The 14,236-nt window shown below is 73.6% G+C and carries 10 protein-coding genes; 4 read left to right on the top strand and 6 right to left on the bottom strand.

What is annotated here, in order from left to right:
* Nucleotides 1–112: 112 nt before the first annotated feature.
* The gene (gene proP, locus ABZT03_RS31495; protein ID WP_356045720.1) at nt 113–1,507 is read right to left on the bottom strand and encodes a glycine betaine/L-proline transporter ProP; all 1,395 of its coding nucleotides are present in this window, start codon (nt 1,505–1,507) and stop codon (nt 113–115) included.
* Nucleotides 1,508–1,910: 403 nt separating this feature from the next.
* Here proP and ABZT03_RS31490 point away from each other — a divergent pair, with 403 nt between their 5' ends.
* Entirely contained in the window at nt 1,911–3,983 is a 2,073-nt protein-coding gene (locus tag ABZT03_RS31490) for a bifunctional glycosyltransferase 87/phosphatase PAP2 family protein (protein ID WP_356045718.1), read from the top strand.
* 311 nt (nt 3,984–4,294) lie between these two features.
* Here the strand turns inward: ABZT03_RS31490 and ABZT03_RS31485 are convergent, their stop codons facing one another.
* Nucleotides 4,295–5,530, bottom strand: a complete 1,236-nt coding sequence (locus tag ABZT03_RS31485) for a cytochrome P450 (protein WP_356045716.1) — start codon at nt 5,528–5,530, stop codon at nt 4,295–4,297.
* A 340-nt stretch (nt 5,531–5,870) separates the two neighbouring features.
* On the opposite strand from ABZT03_RS31485, the gene ABZT03_RS31480 reads away from it, so the two are divergent.
* Nucleotides 5,871–7,040, top strand: a complete 1,170-nt coding sequence (locus ABZT03_RS31480; RefSeq protein ID WP_356045714.1) for a steroid 3-ketoacyl-CoA thiolase — start codon at nt 5,871–5,873, stop codon at nt 7,038–7,040.
* A gap of 83 nt (nt 7,041–7,123) precedes the next feature.
* On the opposite strand, the gene ABZT03_RS31475 is transcribed toward ABZT03_RS31480, so the two are convergent.
* The 3 genes from ABZT03_RS31475 to ABZT03_RS31465 all read right to left on the bottom strand — a co-directional run bounded on the left by ABZT03_RS31475 (nt 7,124) and on the right by ABZT03_RS31465 (nt 9,971).
* The gene (locus tag ABZT03_RS31475; protein ID WP_356045712.1) at nt 7,124–7,825 is read right to left on the bottom strand and encodes a YoaK family protein; all 702 of its coding nucleotides are present in this window, start codon (nt 7,823–7,825) and stop codon (nt 7,124–7,126) included.
* A 122-nt stretch (nt 7,826–7,947) separates the two neighbouring features.
* Nucleotides 7,948–8,664, bottom strand: coding sequence for a response regulator transcription factor (locus ABZT03_RS31470; protein WP_356045727.1), 717 nt, complete (start codon nt 8,662–8,664; stop codon nt 7,948–7,950).
* Nucleotides 8,649–9,971 (bottom strand): histidine kinase, encoded by a 1,323-nt coding sequence (locus ABZT03_RS31465; protein ID WP_356045710.1) that lies wholly within the window; start codon nt 9,969–9,971, stop codon nt 8,649–8,651. The genes ABZT03_RS31470 and ABZT03_RS31465 overlap by 16 nt, the downstream gene beginning before the upstream one ends.
* Before the next feature lie 241 nt (nt 9,972–10,212).
* On the opposite strand from ABZT03_RS31465, the gene ABZT03_RS31460 reads away from it, so the two are divergent.
* Nucleotides 10,213–10,905: an ABC transporter ATP-binding protein gene (locus ABZT03_RS31460; protein WP_356045708.1), complete on the top strand. Its 693-nt coding sequence runs from the start codon at nt 10,213–10,215 to the stop codon at nt 10,903–10,905.
* Nucleotides 10,902–13,322, top strand: a complete 2,421-nt coding sequence (locus tag ABZT03_RS31455) for an FtsX-like permease family protein (protein WP_356045706.1) — start codon at nt 10,902–10,904, stop codon at nt 13,320–13,322. Before ABZT03_RS31460 ends, ABZT03_RS31455 begins: the two co-directional genes overlap by 4 nt.
* 440 nt (nt 13,323–13,762) lie before the next feature.
* Here ABZT03_RS31455 and ABZT03_RS31450 read toward each other — a convergent pair whose 3' ends face one another.
* Nucleotides 13,763–14,179, bottom strand: a complete 417-nt coding sequence (locus ABZT03_RS31450; RefSeq protein WP_356045704.1) for a transglycosylase SLT domain-containing protein — start codon at nt 14,177–14,179, stop codon at nt 13,763–13,765.
* Nucleotides 14,180–14,236 lie beyond the last annotated feature (57 nt).

Here is a 14,236-nt window from a genome sequence, read left to right as displayed (position 1 = left end):
GCCGACGCGCGCGGCGACGAGCGTTCAGGCGCCGGCGGCCGACGCGGCGATGAGCCCAGGCGCGGGCGGCCGACGCGTGGCGACGGGCGTCAGACGTGGGCGCCCGGCCCGGTCACCGTTCGACGGCCGGTGCCGAACCCGGCAGCGGGCGTCCCGCGGACTCCGTCATGAACCACACCGCGGCGCCGCCGATCACGGCCGCCGCCATCATGTAGTAGGCGGGCATCATCATGTTCCCGGTCGCGCTGATCAGCGCCGTCACCACCAGCGGAGTGGTCCCGCCGAACAGCGAGACGGACACGTTGAAGCCGATCGACAGGGAGCCGTACCGCACCCGGGTCGGGAACAGGGCGGGCAGGGCCGAGGGCATCGCGGCGGTGAAGCACACCAGGAGCAGGCCGAGCGCGCCCATGCCGAGGGCGACGGCGAGCAGGCTGCCCTGGCGGATCAGCAGCAGGGCCGGCACGGACAGCAGCAGGAAGCCCGCACAGCCGGCGGCGATCACCGGACGGCGGCCGACGCGGTCGGTCAGCGCACCCGCGAACGGCTGCACGACCATCATCAGCGCCATCACGCCCAGCACCACGAGCAGGCCGTGCGTCTCGTCGTACTTGAGCTCGCCGGTCAGATAGCTCGGCATGTACGACAGCAGCATGTAGTCGGTGACGTTGAAGACCAGCACCAGGCCCACGCACAGCAGCAGCGCCCGCCACTGGCCCGTGACCATCTCGCGCAGGGGCACCTTCGGGCGGTCGGACTCGGCCTTCTCGAGCTCGGCGGCGAACGCCGGGGTCTCCTCCAGGCGCATCCGCAGATAGAGGCCGATGATGCCCATCGGGCCCGCGACCAGGAACGGGACACGCCAGCCCCAGGAGACCAGGTCGTCGGCGGACAGCAGCGCGGTCATCACGGTGACCAGGCCCGCGCCGCCGATGTAGCCGGCGAGCGTGCCGAACTCCAGCCAGCTGCCGAAGAAACCGCGCCGCTTGTCGGGCGCGTACTCGGCGATGAAGGTGGAGGCGCCCGCGTACTCCCCGCCGGTCGAGAAGCCCTGGACCAGACGGGCGGCGAGCAGCAGCACCGGGGCGCCGACGCCGATCGTGGCGTACGACGGGATCAGGCCGATCGCGAAGGTGCCGGCCGCCATCATGATCATGGTGACGGCGAGGACCTTCTGGCGTCCGACGCGGTCGCCGAGCGGGCCGAAGACCATGCCGCCGAGCGGGCGGACCAGGAACGCGGCGGCGAAGGCGCCGAACGTCGACAGCAGCTGGGCGGTGGGGTTGCCCGAGGGGAAGAAGACCTTGCCCAGGGTGACCGCGATGTAGCTGTAGACGCCGAAGTCGAACCACTCCATCGCGTTGCCCAGGGCGGCGGCCTTGACGGCACGCTTCACCAGGGCGGGATCGACGGTGGTGACGTCGGACGTCCGGCGCGGGAGCGCGCCGTCGGACGTGGAGGAGGGGGGCGTGGGGGGCTGGGGCGTGGCGACTGTGGCAGTCGGCAAAACTTCGCTCGCCACCTTTCGACGGAGACAGGGACCGGCCCGTGTGCGGCGAAGGCGGCGACGGCGGCGCCCGCGGCAGGCCAAAAAACGACCATAGGGGTACTTGTCCCCCTTACGTGCCGTGCGCGATCGGTTGCATGGGGCACGTAAATGCGGTCTGTACAGGCTCGTATGCCCGCCCCCGAACGAGATTTCCGGCCGCACACTGTGATCCATCTCGCTCCCGGCGGCGGCGCCCCGACCCGCGGCGGACTATCGTCGTCCGGACAAAAGGGCGACGGACGTCAGGTGAAGCCGGGGTTGCGTGCGTCTTCGTCCGGGGGAGGTGCGAGCCTCCACAGGGTTCGCAGCGAGAACTCAGCGTGTGCTGCACACGAACAATCGGGGCGGAGGCCGGCGAGGCGTGGCGAATGCGGAGCACAGTGGGCGAGCGGCAGAAGGCTTCGGAGTGACCGGAGTGACGGCCGCCGGCCCGGTGAGACCACGCCTGCGCGTGGCGCGGCTCGGCCTGTGGCTGGTGGCCGCCGTCCTCGCCGTACGACAGGTCGCGGCCGTGCTGAGCACCCCCAGAGGAGACCGGCTCACGGACCTGGAGACCTGGGTCGGGCCGAACGGGGTCCTGCACGTCAAGGGCTCCCTCTACGACTCGACGCAGTTCACCGGCACCCCCTTCGGCGGGCTGGTCATGAAGCCGCTGACCCGGGCCGCCGAACAGGCGCTCGGCTGGGGCTGGACCTTCGGCACCCTGCTGCTGGTCGCCGCCCTCGGCCTGGTCGCCGCCCGCGCCCTGCCGCAGCCGGTCAGCCGCCGCACCTCGCTGCTGGCCGCGCCGGTCGCCGTCAGCCTGCTCATGCTGTCGCTGCCGGTGCGCAACACGCTCTGGCTCGGCCAGACCAGCATCATCCCCGTCCTGCTGGTGCTGCTCGGCTGCTTCGCCGTCCGCGGCCGGTGGGCCGGAGGCGTGCTGATCGGCCTCGCGGCCGCGCTCCAGCCCGCCGTCCTGCTCTTCGCACCCCTGCTGTGGTTCACCCGGCGCCGCCGCGCCGCCGCCGTCGCCGGCGCCACCTTCGCCGTCTCCACCGCGCTCGCCTGGGCCGCGATGCCCCACGACTCGTACACCTACTGGGTGCACCACATGGCGGGCGTCGGCCTCGGCGGCGAGGCCGACGCACTGGCCAACCAGTCCCTGCACGGCGCCCTGCTGCGGCTGGGCCTGTCCGGGCCCCTGGAGATCGCGCTCTTCCTGCTGCTCGGCGCGGCCGTCGCCGTCCTCGGCCTGCGCCGCGCGGTGCGCTACGCCCGCGACGGGCAGCTGCTGCTCGCCGTGGCGATCACCGGCTGCGCCGCCATCGCCGTGTCGCCCACCACCTGGCAGCACCAGCTGCTGTGGGTGCTGCTCGCGGTCGTCGGCCGGGTCGGCAAGCGGGCCTCCGACCGGTACGTGTGGCCGGTCGCCGTCGTCCTGGTGATGACCCTGCCGGTGAAGATGCTGCTGCCGAACATGGCCTCGCTTTACACGCTCCGTGACAACGTGGTGCTGCTCGCGGCCCTCGCCGCCGCCACCGTCGTCCCCTTCCTGTCCCGCACCTCGCCGTACTACCAAACGCCGATCCCCACCGAGTACGCCGCCCCCGTGCCGGCCCGCCTGCGGCACGTGCCCCTGCTGCCCTTCCTGCGCCGCGTCCTGACCCGCCCGAACCTGCTCCTCGAACTGCTCCTGATCCGCGTGACCTACGCCGCCTACCAGAAGGTCCGGCTCGCGGCCACCGGCGGAACGAACTCGGGCGGCCGGGCCCGGGCGGAGGAGCACGGCCACCAGATCCTCGACCTGGAGCGGTGGCTGCACATCGACATCGAGCACTGGGCCAACCACGCGGTGGTGAAGGTCGGCTGGCTGCGCGACTTCTTCGACTTCTACTACGAGTCGTTCCACTTCGTGGTCCCGCTCAGCGTCTTCGCCGTCCTGTACTGGCGGCGCCCGGTCGACTACCGCTGGGCCCGCTCCGCCCTCGGCTTCGCCACCCTGCTCGCCCTCGTCGGCTTCTGGCTCTACCCGCTGGCCCCGCCGCGGCTGCTGCCGGGCCTCGGCGTCATCGACACGGTGCACGGCGTCCAGGACTTCTCCAAGCCGGACTACGGCACGCTGACCGCCCTCACCAACCAGTACGCGGCGATGCCCTCGCTGCACTTCGGCTGGTCCTTGTGGTGCGGGCTCGTCATCGCGATCATCGCGCCCCGATGGTGGATGAAGGCGCTGGGCCTGCTGCACCCGCTCTTCACCGTCTCGGCGATCGTGGCGACCGGCAACCACTGGGTGCTGGACGCGGTCGGCGGCGCGGTGGTGGTCGGCGGCGGCTTCGGCCTGACGTACCTGTTCCAGGGCCCACGAGCCCGTACGGCGACGGCCGCACCGCCGGTCGTCGACGCGCCGGCGCGGGTGAAGCAGAGCGCCGGGCTGAGGGACGGGGTGGGCTGAGGGGCGCGTCGGGTTGAGCGGCCGGACCGGCTGTGGGTCGCGTCGGGTTGAGCGGCCGGACCGGCTGAGGGTCGCGTCGGGCTGTGGGTCGACTCGCGCTCCGGGGCTCTTCGGGCTGGGCAAGGAGACGGGCCGGCGGCGCCGGGAGGCCGCCGGCCCGAGTCTGTCGGCCGGTTCCGGTCGCGGGTGTGCGGACCGGCCTGGTCCGCCGACCGGTTGCGTCCGCGGACGTACGGACCGGTCGGGGCCGTCCCGGTCGGGGCCGTCCCGGTCGGGGCCGTCAGCGGTCGGACCGTGCGGAGCCCTCGCCCTCAGCCGGCGGTGACCTGGAGTTCCTTCACGCCGTTGATCCAGGCCGAGCGCAGCCGGCGGGGCTCGCCGACGAGGGTCAGGTGGGGCAGCGCGTCGGCGATCGCGTTGAAGATGAGGTCGATCTCCAGGACGGCCAGGGACTTGCCGAGGCAGTAGTGCGGGCCTCCGCCGCCGAAGCCGAGGTGCGGGTTGGGGTCGCGGGTGATGTCGAAGGAGTCCGGGTCCTCGAACACGTCGGGGTCGTGGTTGGCGGAGGCGTAGAAGACGCCGACGCGGTCGCCCTTCCTGATCCGGCTGCCGCCGAGTTCCGTGTCCTGGGTGGCGGTGCGCTGGAAGGCGTTGACCGGGGTGGCCCAGCGGACGATCTCCTCGGCGGCCGTCGCCGGCCGTTCACGCTTGTACCGCTCCCACTGCTCGGGGTGGGTGAGGAAGGCGTGCATGCCGTGGGTGATGGCGTTGCGGGTCGTCTCGTTGCCGGCGACGGCGAGCATCAGCACGAAGAAGCCGAACTCGTCGGAGGCGAGGTTGCCCTCGTCCTCGGCGGCGACCAGCGTGCTGACGATGTCCTTCGCCGGGCACTGCTTCCGGTCGGCGGCCATGTTCATGGCGTAGGCGATGAGTTCGGTGGCCGACTGGGCGCCGACCTCCTCGGTGATGGCGTACTCCGGGTCGTCGTAGGCGATCATCTTGTTGGACCAGTCGAAGATCCTGGACCGGTCGTCCTGCGGGATGCCGATGAGTTCGGCGATGGCCTGGAGGGGCAGTTCACAGGCGACCTGGGTGACGAAGTCGAAGGGCCCGGACCGGGCGAGGGCGCTCTGTGCGATGGCGTGCGCGCGGGCGCGGAGGTTGTCCTCCAGGGCGCGGATGGCGCGCGGGGTGAACACGCGCTGCACGATCTGGCGGACCCGGGTGTGCTCGGGCGGGTCCATGTTCAGCAGGATCAGGCGCTGGGCGTCGATCGCGTCGCGCTCGATGTGCTCGTTGAAGCGGATGATCGCCGTGTTGAGGGTCGAGGAGTAGATCTCCGGGTGCGTGGAGACGAACTTGACGTCGGCGTGCCGGGTCACCGCCCAGTAGCCCTCGTCCTGGAAGCCGGCCACGTTGGCCGTCTGCGGGATCCAGCGGACCGGTTCGGCCTGCCGCAGCGCGGCGAACTCCGGGAAGGGCACGCGGTGGTGCAGCAGGTCGGGGTCGGTGAAGTCGAACCCGTCGGGCAGCGCGGGACAGGGCATCGGCAACTCCAGCCGTGTTCGGACAGCTCTGACAAGCTCAGGCAGGCTCGGGCGAGCTGAGGCACGCCCTGCCAAGCCCAGCCAAGCCTTCTGACGGTCCATCAGGAATTGCCGTGAAGGTAGTAACGGGTTCTACAAGAGGCAAGAGGCGCGGCGGCTCCAATTGCCGGGGATTTCGCGCGCGCCCGCAGAACAGGACTTCCGGGGGGTGCACGACCCTTGCGGCGACGGACACCCTGTCAGCAGACTGCTGGGGGAACTAGAACACGTACTAGTTCTGCGTGGCGGGCCGGGCCGGGACGCCCCGCGCCGCGCGGGTACCGGAGGAGAGGAACTCCCCATGGCCGCGGAACCCGTGATCGTCGAAGCCGTACGCACGCCCATCGGCAGGCGCGGCGGCGCGCTCGCCAACCTGCACCCCGCCTACCTGCTGGGCGAGACCTACCGTGAACTCCTGGGCCGGACCGGCATTCCCGCCGACGCCGTCGAGCAGATCGTCGGCGGCACGGTGACCCACGCCGGCGAGCAGTCCATGAACCCCGCCCGCACGGCCTGGCTGACGGTCGGGCTGCCCTACGAGACGGCGGCGACCACCGTCGACTGCCAGTGCGGGTCCTCGCAGCAGGCCTCGCACATGGTGGCCAACATGATCGCGGCGGGCGTCATCGACGTCGGGATCAGCTGCGGCGTCGAGGCGATGTCACGCGTGCCGCTGGGATCGGGCTCCAAGCACGGGCCCGGAAAGCCGTTCCCCGACGAGTGGAACGTTGACCTCCCCAACCAGTTCGAGGCGGCCGAACGCATCGCCCGGCACCGGGGCCTGACCCGCGAGAACGTCGACGCCCTGGGCCTCGCCTCCCAGGAACGCGCCGCCGCCGCCTGGTCGGAGGAGCGGTTCAAGCGGGAGACCTTCGCCGTCCAGGTGCCGACGACCGAGGAGGAACAGCGCGCGGGACAGGGCATGTGGCGCCTGGTCGACCGCGACGAAGGGCTGCGCGACACGTCGGCGGACGCGCTGGCCGCACTCAAACCGATCATGCCGACGGCCGTGCACACGGCGGGCAACTCGTCGCAGATCAGCGACGGTTCGTCGGCGATCATGTGGGCGTCCAAGCGGATGGCGCGCGCGCTGAAACTGCGTCCCCGGGCGCGGATCGTCGCCCAGGCGCTGGTCGGGGCCGACCCGCACTTCCACCTGGACGGCCCGATCGACGCCACCCGGGCCGTGCTGGGCAAGGCCGGCATGTCCCTGAAGGACATCGACCTCGTCGAGATCAACGAGGCTTTCGCGTCGGTGGTGTTGAGCTGGGCCCAGGTCTTCGGACAGGACCTCGACAAGGTCAACGTGAACGGCGGAGCCATCGCGCTGGGCCACCCCGTCGGGGCGACCGGCGCCCGGCTCATCACCACGGCACTGCACGAACTGGAGCGCACGGAAAAGGAGTTCGCCCTCGTCACGATGTGCGCGGGGGGCGGGCTGGCGACCGGGACGATCCTTCAGCGGCTGTAGTCGCCGAGGGCGGGGCGGAGGCGGGGTGGAGGCGGGGCGGTCCGGTCCGTGGTGACGCGGACCGCTGGCGGGGCGGGCGGGGCTCACTCCCGTCCCGACACCGTCACCGCCAGCACCGCCACCGCCACCGCGGTGACGAGCAGCGGGATGCCGAGGCCGTGGTGGAGGACCAGCCAGGCGCCGAGCGCGGCACCGGCGAGCATCGCGGCGACCGAGGCGGTACGGCGGGGCGAGTGGGTGCCCGCGCCGCCGCCGGCCCTCGAATCGGAGGCGAGGCCGGTCAGCGTCATGGTCAGGACCGTCGTCGTCAGGTCGGCGACCCCGAGTTTGCGGACGGTCGCGTTGCGCAGGCCCATGGCGAAGGCCGTGACCGCGATCAGTGCGTAGGCGGTGGCCGTGGCGTGCGGCGCGGCGAACGCGACGGCGGCGGACACGCCGAGGAGCACCGCCTCGGCGGCGAAGGTGCTGCGCGCCCAGGTCCGGCGCGAGCCCCCGCCGAGCCGCACCGCGACCCGGCCCCCGGCCACCGCGCCCACGAGGAACGACACGAGCGAGGTCAGGGTGTGCGGCACGGAGAAGCCGGGCGCCCCCGCCGCCGCGAAGCCCAGCACCACCACGTTGCCGGTCATGTTCGCGGTGAAGACGTGCCCGAGACCGAGGTAACTCACCGCGTCGATCAGCCCGCTGACCACGGTCAGCACCAGCAGCCCGGGGACCAGCCGCACCCCTCGCGCCCCGGCGTCCGGCGCCTGCGTGCCGGCGCTCTCCGCGCTCTCCGCGCTCATGGGCGGACCTCCGGTCGGGGACGGGACGGGATCACCATGATGCCGCGGCTCAGACTGTCACGCCCGGCGCCCGCGGGCCCGACCGGCCCGGCGCGGCCCTGGTCTCCCCGTGGGCCCGCGCGTCACGCCTCGCCGTGGTGCGGTGAGATCAGCCCCGACTCGTAGGCCAGCACCACCGCCTGGACGCGGTCGCGGAGGTCGAGCTTGGACAGGATGCGGCCGATGTGGGTCTTCACCGTGGTGGGGCTGAGGAACAACCGGTCGGCGAGTTCGGCGTTGCTGAGGCCGGTGGCCAGGAGGCGGAGGACCTCCAGTTCCCGGGGGGTCAGGAGGGCGAGGTCGCGGTGGAGCGCGGCCGGCGGGCGGGGTTCCTCGCGGTGGGCGAAGCGCTCGATCAGGCGGCGGGTGATCGCGGGGGCCAGCAGGGCGTCGCCCGACTGCACCAGACGCACGGCCGCCACCAGGTGCTCCGGCGTGACGTCCTTCAGCAGGAAGCCGCTCGCGCCGGCCGTGAGCGCCGCGTAGACGTAGTGGTCCAGGTCGTAGGTGGTCAGGATGATCACACGGAGGCCGTCCGCAGCCGCTCCTGAGTCGGCGCCCGTGCCGGACAGGATCCGTCTCGTCGCCTCGATGCCGTCCATCCCCGGCATCCGGACGTCCATCAGCACCACGTCGGGGCGCGTGCGGCGGACCGCCGCGACCGCCTCCGCCCCGTCCGCCGCCTCCGCCGTCACCTCGATGCCGTCCGCGGCCAGGATCATGCCGAAGCCGGTGCGGACGAGGGCCTGGTCGTCGGCGATCACCGCCCGCAGGGGAGGGCCGTTCACGGTGTCCCGCAGGGGATGCGGGCCGTGATCCGGTAGCCGCCGGCCGCGGTCGGGCCGGCGGTCAGGTCGCCGCCGTAGACCGCGAGGCGTTCGCGCAGGCCGATCAGGCCGCGGCCGCCGCCGCCCGGGGGCGGGGCGTCGCGGACCGCGCCGGTGTCCGTGACCTCCAGCTCCAGGCGCCCGCCGGTGCAGCCGATCGTGACGGCCGCCTCGGCGCCGGGCGCGTGTCTGATCGTGTTGGTGAGCGCCTCCTGCACCACCCGGTACGCCGCCAGGTCCACCCCGGGCGGCAGCGGGTCCGGCGGGAGGGAGACGGCCACCGTGACCGGGGTCCCGGCCGCCCGTACGCGGGCGACGAGCGCGTCCAGCCGGCTCAGGCCGGGTTGTGGTTCCAGGCCGTCCGCCGGTACGTCGGGACGGCGACCAGTGTCGGGGGACGCCAACAGGCCCATCACGTGCCGGAGTTCCGCCATCGCCGCCCTGCCGCCCGCCTCCACCGCCAGCAGGGCCTCCTTCGACCGTTCGGGTGCCGCGTCCATCACCTTGCGCGCCGCACCCGCCTGGATCACCATCACGCTCACATTGTGGGTCACCACGTCGTGCAACTCGGCGGCGATCCGGGCACGTTCCTCCTCGACCGCCCGCCGCGTGCTGCGCTCCTGCGTCTCCTGCAGCTCCCTGAACCGGTCCCGGCTGCGCGCCAGTCTCCGCTGCCAGAGGCGGACCGTGCTGGACAGCACCCCGGCCACCAGCAGGACGACGGCGGGGCTCGACCACCCCGGCAGGATCGGGGCGGTCTCGCGGAACGCGATCCCGGCCAGCACCGCCCCGACGACCAGCGCGGCCATCGCCCGCACCCGGTGACGGCTGTACATCACCGCGCTGTAGGCGCCGATCACACACGTCAGGACCGTGATCCAGGTGGCCGCGTCCCCGATGGCCAGGGCCGCGCCCAGGACCACCGCGAACACCGCCAGCGGACACCTGCGCCGGGCCGCCAGCGGCAGCGCCGACAGGACGACCAGGAGCCAGGGCGCCGAGGGCACCGACGGCACCGGCAATGCGGCCGGCCAGGTGCCCGGTTCCGGCGGGCGGGGCGGGACCGGTAGGCCGTACCCGGCCTCCGGGCCGAACCGGACCGGCCCGTCACCGGGATAGCGCGCCGCCACGACCAGCGCCACGACGGTCAGCGCGACCGCCAGCGCCACGTCCAGGCCCACCGCCCGCCGCGACAGCGGGCCCGGCTTCGCCTCGGGGCGCAACGCGTCCAGCAACTGCCGCCGCCGATGCGGCCGTTCCCGTCGGTCCTCCGTCTCCATCGGGTCATTGTGCGGCCCGGCCGGGCGGGTCCGCGTCCGCCGGGAAGGCCGACGAGGCGTCCCCCAGGCGTACGTCGCGGGGAGGACCCCCGCGTCCTGTCCTCCGGTGGGAGGGCCGCGGGTCGGTGTCGCGGCCGACGCGGGCGAGGGCGGCACGCCCCTACCTTCACCGGGACCGGCCCGGCCGGGCTCCTCCCGGGCCGGCCCCTCCCCGAAGCGACCCGAAGGACGGACACCTCCCATGACTCACGTGATCCAACTGGAGGGCGTGGCCAAGCGCTACGACAGTGCGGGCGCGCCCGCGCTCGGACCGCTCGACCTCGGTGTCGCGCAGGGCGAGGCCCTCGCCGTGACCGGGCCCTCCGGCAGCGGCAAGTCGACGCTGCTGAACCTCGTCGCCGGTCTCGACCGGCCCACCGAGGGTGCCGTGACCGTGGCCGGACAGCGCCTCGAAGGGCTCGGCGAGCACGCCCTGGCCCGCTTCCGCCGCCAACACGTCGGCATGGTCTTCCAGTTCTTCAACCTGCTCGACGATCTCACCGTCGCCGACAACATCCAGCTCCCCGCCCAGCTGACCGGCACCACCCGGCGCAGGGCCGCCGCCCGCGCCGAGGAGCTCATGGAACTGCTGAGGATCCAGAAGCACGCCCGCGCCTATCCGGGCCGCCTGTCCGGCGGTGAACGCCAACGGGTCGCGGTGGCACGGGCGTTGGTCAACCGGCCGGCGCTGCTGCTCGCCGACGAGCCGACCGGCGCACTCGACTCCGCCTCCGGGCAGGACGTACGGGAGCTGCTGGCGGATCTGCACCGCGGCGGGCAGACCCTCGTGCTCGTCACCCACGACCTCGCGCTGGCGCGGGCGTGCGCCGGCCGCACGATCCATCTGGTCGACGGCCACCTCGCCGTCGACACCCGCGCCGAGGCCGCCCGATGACCGCGGTGAAGCCGGGGACGCCGACCTCCCGGTTCCGGCTGCGCCCCCGCACCGGCGCGCTCACCCGGGTCGTACGCTCCGGGGTCGGCCGGCGCCGGGTGCAGACCGTGGTGATCGCCGTGGCCACGATGATGGCCGTCGCCTCGGCCGTGGTCGCCGGCTCCCTCATCGTGGCCTCCGACGCGCCCTTCGACCACGCCTTCTCCCGGCAGCACGGCCCCCATCTCACCGTGGAGTACGACCCGGCCGGGGTGAGTGCCGGGCAGCTCCGGGCCACCGGGCGCCTGCCGGGCGTCACCGGGAGCGCGGGTCCGTTCCCGTCCACGGTCCTCCACCCGGTGGACGCCGGGGGCGGACACGTCCCGGCGCTCACCCTGGTCGGACGGCCCGGCCCGCGGGCCGGCGTCGACGACCTCGACCTCGGATCCGGACGCTGGGCGGCCAGGTCCGGCGAGGTCGTGCTGTCCGCGGACCTCTCCGGCCCCTTCGCGGCGGGTTCCGTCCTGAAGACCTCCGACGCGGCGGACGGCGTGCCCCTGACCGTCGTGGGCTTCGCCGTGTCGGCCGGCCGGACCGCGGACGCGTGGACGACACCCGCCCAGGTCGCGGCACTGGCGTCGAAGGACAGCCCGGTCACCCGCCAGATGCTCTACCGCTTCGACTCGGCGGCCACCGACGCGCAGCTCACCGCCGACCGCGAGAAGCTCGCCGCCGCCGTGCCGTCGGGGGCGCTGCTGGGCTCCCGGTCCTACCTGGACACCAAACGCGCCGCGGACGGGGGCGCGGCGCCGACCATCCCGTTCCTGATCGCGTTCGGGGTGCTCGGCATCGCGATGTCCGTGATCATCGTCGGCAGCGTGGTGGCCGGCGCCGTCGGCACCGGCCTGCGCCGGATCGGCATCCTGAAGGCACTCGGCTTCACCCCGGGCGAGGTGGTGCGCGCCTACGTGGCGCAGGCCCTGATCCCGGCCACCGCCGGCATCGCGCTGGGCGTCGTCCTCGGCAACCTACTGGCGCTGCCGCTGCTGCACGACACCGAGCGGGCGTACGGCAGCGTCTCGCTGTCGGTGGCCTGGTGGGTGGACGTCCTGGTGCCGGCCGCGGCACTGCTCGTCGTGGCGCTCGCGGCCCTGCTGCCCGCGCTGCGGGCGGGCCGGCTGCGGACGGTCGAGGCCATCGCGGTAGGCCGGGCACCCCGCAGCGGGCGCGGCCGCTGGGCGCACCGGACCGCGGGACGGCTGCCGCTGCCCCGGGCACTGACCTACGGCCTCGCGAGCCCCTTCGCGCACCCCGTCCGCGCCCTCGCCCTGCTTCTCGCGGTGGCCTTCGGCACGGTCGCCGCGACCTTCGCGGTGGGGCTCACCCAGTCCCTGAACGCGGTCGGCGAGGCACGGGACCCCGACAGCCGGGCCGCGGTCACCGTCTTCGGCGGCGGGCCCGGCGGCCCGGAAGGCGGGCCCCGGCACGTGGCGAAGGGGTCCTCCACCCCGGCCCCGGCCCCCGCCGCCGACCCGGCGCGGCTGCGGGCCGTCGTCGCCGCCGATCCCGGCACGGCCTCGTACTACGGGAAGGCCGAGGCGCAGGTCACGGTCGCCGGGATCACCGGATCCCTCCGGGCCCGCCTCTACCAGGGCGCCCCGCGCACGGGCGGTTTCGCGATGATCACCGGGCACTGGATCACCGGGCCGGGACAGGTCGCGGTGCCCACGCAGTTCCTGCGGAGGACCGGCACCCGGGTCGGCGACACCGCGCGGGTGACGCTGGGCGGGAAGACGAGGACCCTGCGCATCGTCGGGGAGGTCTTCGACACCTCGGACGACGGGCTGAACGTCCACGCCGAGCTCGCCGACTTCCCGGCGGTGAAGCCGCAGCTCTTCCTCGTCGAGGTGAAGCCGGGCGTCGACCCTGCCCGGTACGCGGCGCGGCTCGCCGAGCGGGTACGGCCCCTGGGCGGCGAGGCCGTGGTCAACGTGCGGTCCCGGCAGAACGGCACCGTCGTCATCCTGGACGCGATGGCGGTGCTGCTCACCCTCATGCTGGTCTCCGTGGCCGGGCTGGGTGTGCTCAACTCGGTCGTCCTCGACACCCGCGAACGCGTCCACGATCTCGGGGTGTGCAAGGCGCTCGGCATGTCACCGCGGCAGACCGTGGGCCTCGTCCTCGCCTCGGTGGCCGGGATCGGCGTGCTGGGCGGTCTCGCCGGGGTACCGGCCGGGTACGCCCTGCACCACTACGTCCTGCCGGTCATGGGGCACGCCGCCGGCACCGGCCTGCCCCCGTCCGTGCTCGACGTGTACGGGAGCACGCAACTGGCGCTGCTGGGTCTGGCGGGCGTCGTCATCGCCCTGCTCGGCGCGCTGCTCCCGGCGGCCTGGGCGGCCGGCACCCGCACCGCGAGCGCGCTGCGCACCGAGTGAGTGGCGCCCAGGCGGGGAGGGACCGGCGCACGCCTCGCCCCGAGTGAGGTCGCCGACCGTCGGCGGGGCATGGCGAAGGCGGCGGCCCGGGGATCGGGGGCCGCCGCCTTCGCGTCGAGGGGACCGGTCACACAGGACGGTCGGTCGGGTGGAGGACCAGTCGTACGGGAGGTCGGTCGCGGTGACCGGTCGTACGAGAGGGTCGCCGGTCGAGGAGAGACCGGGTGCGGGGTGGTGCGGGAAGCCGTGTGGAGTTGTCGCCCGGCTCCGGGGGACCGGCCGTGCGGAGGCCGGTCGTGTGGGGGGCCGGCAGGTGCGGGCCGGTTGTGCGGGGGCCGGTCGCGGGGGACCGTTCGTGCCGGATCTGCGGAGGGCCGGTCGGGGGACCGGCCGCGGGGGGCCCGGGCGGGTTCGTGCGGAGGTACGGGCGGTCGGGCCGCTCAGTACCAGCCGTTGGCCTGCCAGAAGTTCCACGCGGCGGCGGGGCTGCCGTAGCGGGAGTTCATGTAGTCGAGGCCCCACTTGATCTGGGTGGCGGCGTTGGTCTTCCAGTCGGAGCCGGCCGAGGACATCTTCGAGCCGGGAAGGGCCTGGACGAGGCCGTAGGCGCCGGAGGAGGAGTTGCTGGCGGTGACGTTCCAGCCGCTCTCGTGCTGGACGATCTTGCTGAAGGCGTTGTACTGCGCGGCGCTCGGAATCAGCTTGTGCGCGATCGCCTGGGCCTGGGGGGCCGACGAAGTGGCGGCCTGGGCCGGAGCCGAGGTCAGGACCATGCCGGTGGTGGCGGCGGCCAGCGCGGCGGCGGTCAGGGCCTTCTTCGGGGAGACGATGCGACGGGCGATGCGGGAGACGGACACGGAGAACCTTTTCTTCGGGGACGGGACGGTCGTCGTACATCCGGACCACGCGGTGCG

Source organism: Streptomyces sp. NPDC005574 (assembly GCF_040605435.1).
Classification (GTDB): Bacteria; Actinomycetota; Actinomycetes; order Streptomycetales; family Streptomycetaceae; genus Streptomyces.
This window is presented reverse-complemented; position numbering and strand designations above follow the sequence as displayed.

Excerpts from the sequence above, each read along its gene's own strand:
- ABZT03_RS31485 (WP_356045716.1), bottom strand. The coding sequence starts at position 5,530 with ATGCCCTGTCCCGCGCTGCCCGACGGGTTCGACTTCACCGACCCCGAC.
- ABZT03_RS31480 (WP_356045714.1), top strand. The coding sequence starts at position 5,871 with ATGGCCGCGGAACCCGTGATCGTCGAAGCCGTACGCACGCCCATCGGC.
- ABZT03_RS31475 (WP_356045712.1), bottom strand. The coding sequence starts at position 7,825 with ATGAGCGCGGAGAGCGCGGAGAGCGCCGGCACGCAGGCGCCGGACGCC.
- ABZT03_RS31465 (WP_356045710.1), bottom strand. The coding sequence starts at position 9,971 with ATGGAGACGGAGGACCGACGGGAACGGCCGCATCGGCGGCGGCAGTTG.
- ABZT03_RS31460 (WP_356045708.1), top strand. The coding sequence starts at position 10,213 with ATGACTCACGTGATCCAACTGGAGGGCGTGGCCAAGCGCTACGACAGT.
- ABZT03_RS31455 (WP_356045706.1), top strand. The coding sequence starts at position 10,902 with ATGACCGCGGTGAAGCCGGGGACGCCGACCTCCCGGTTCCGGCTGCGC.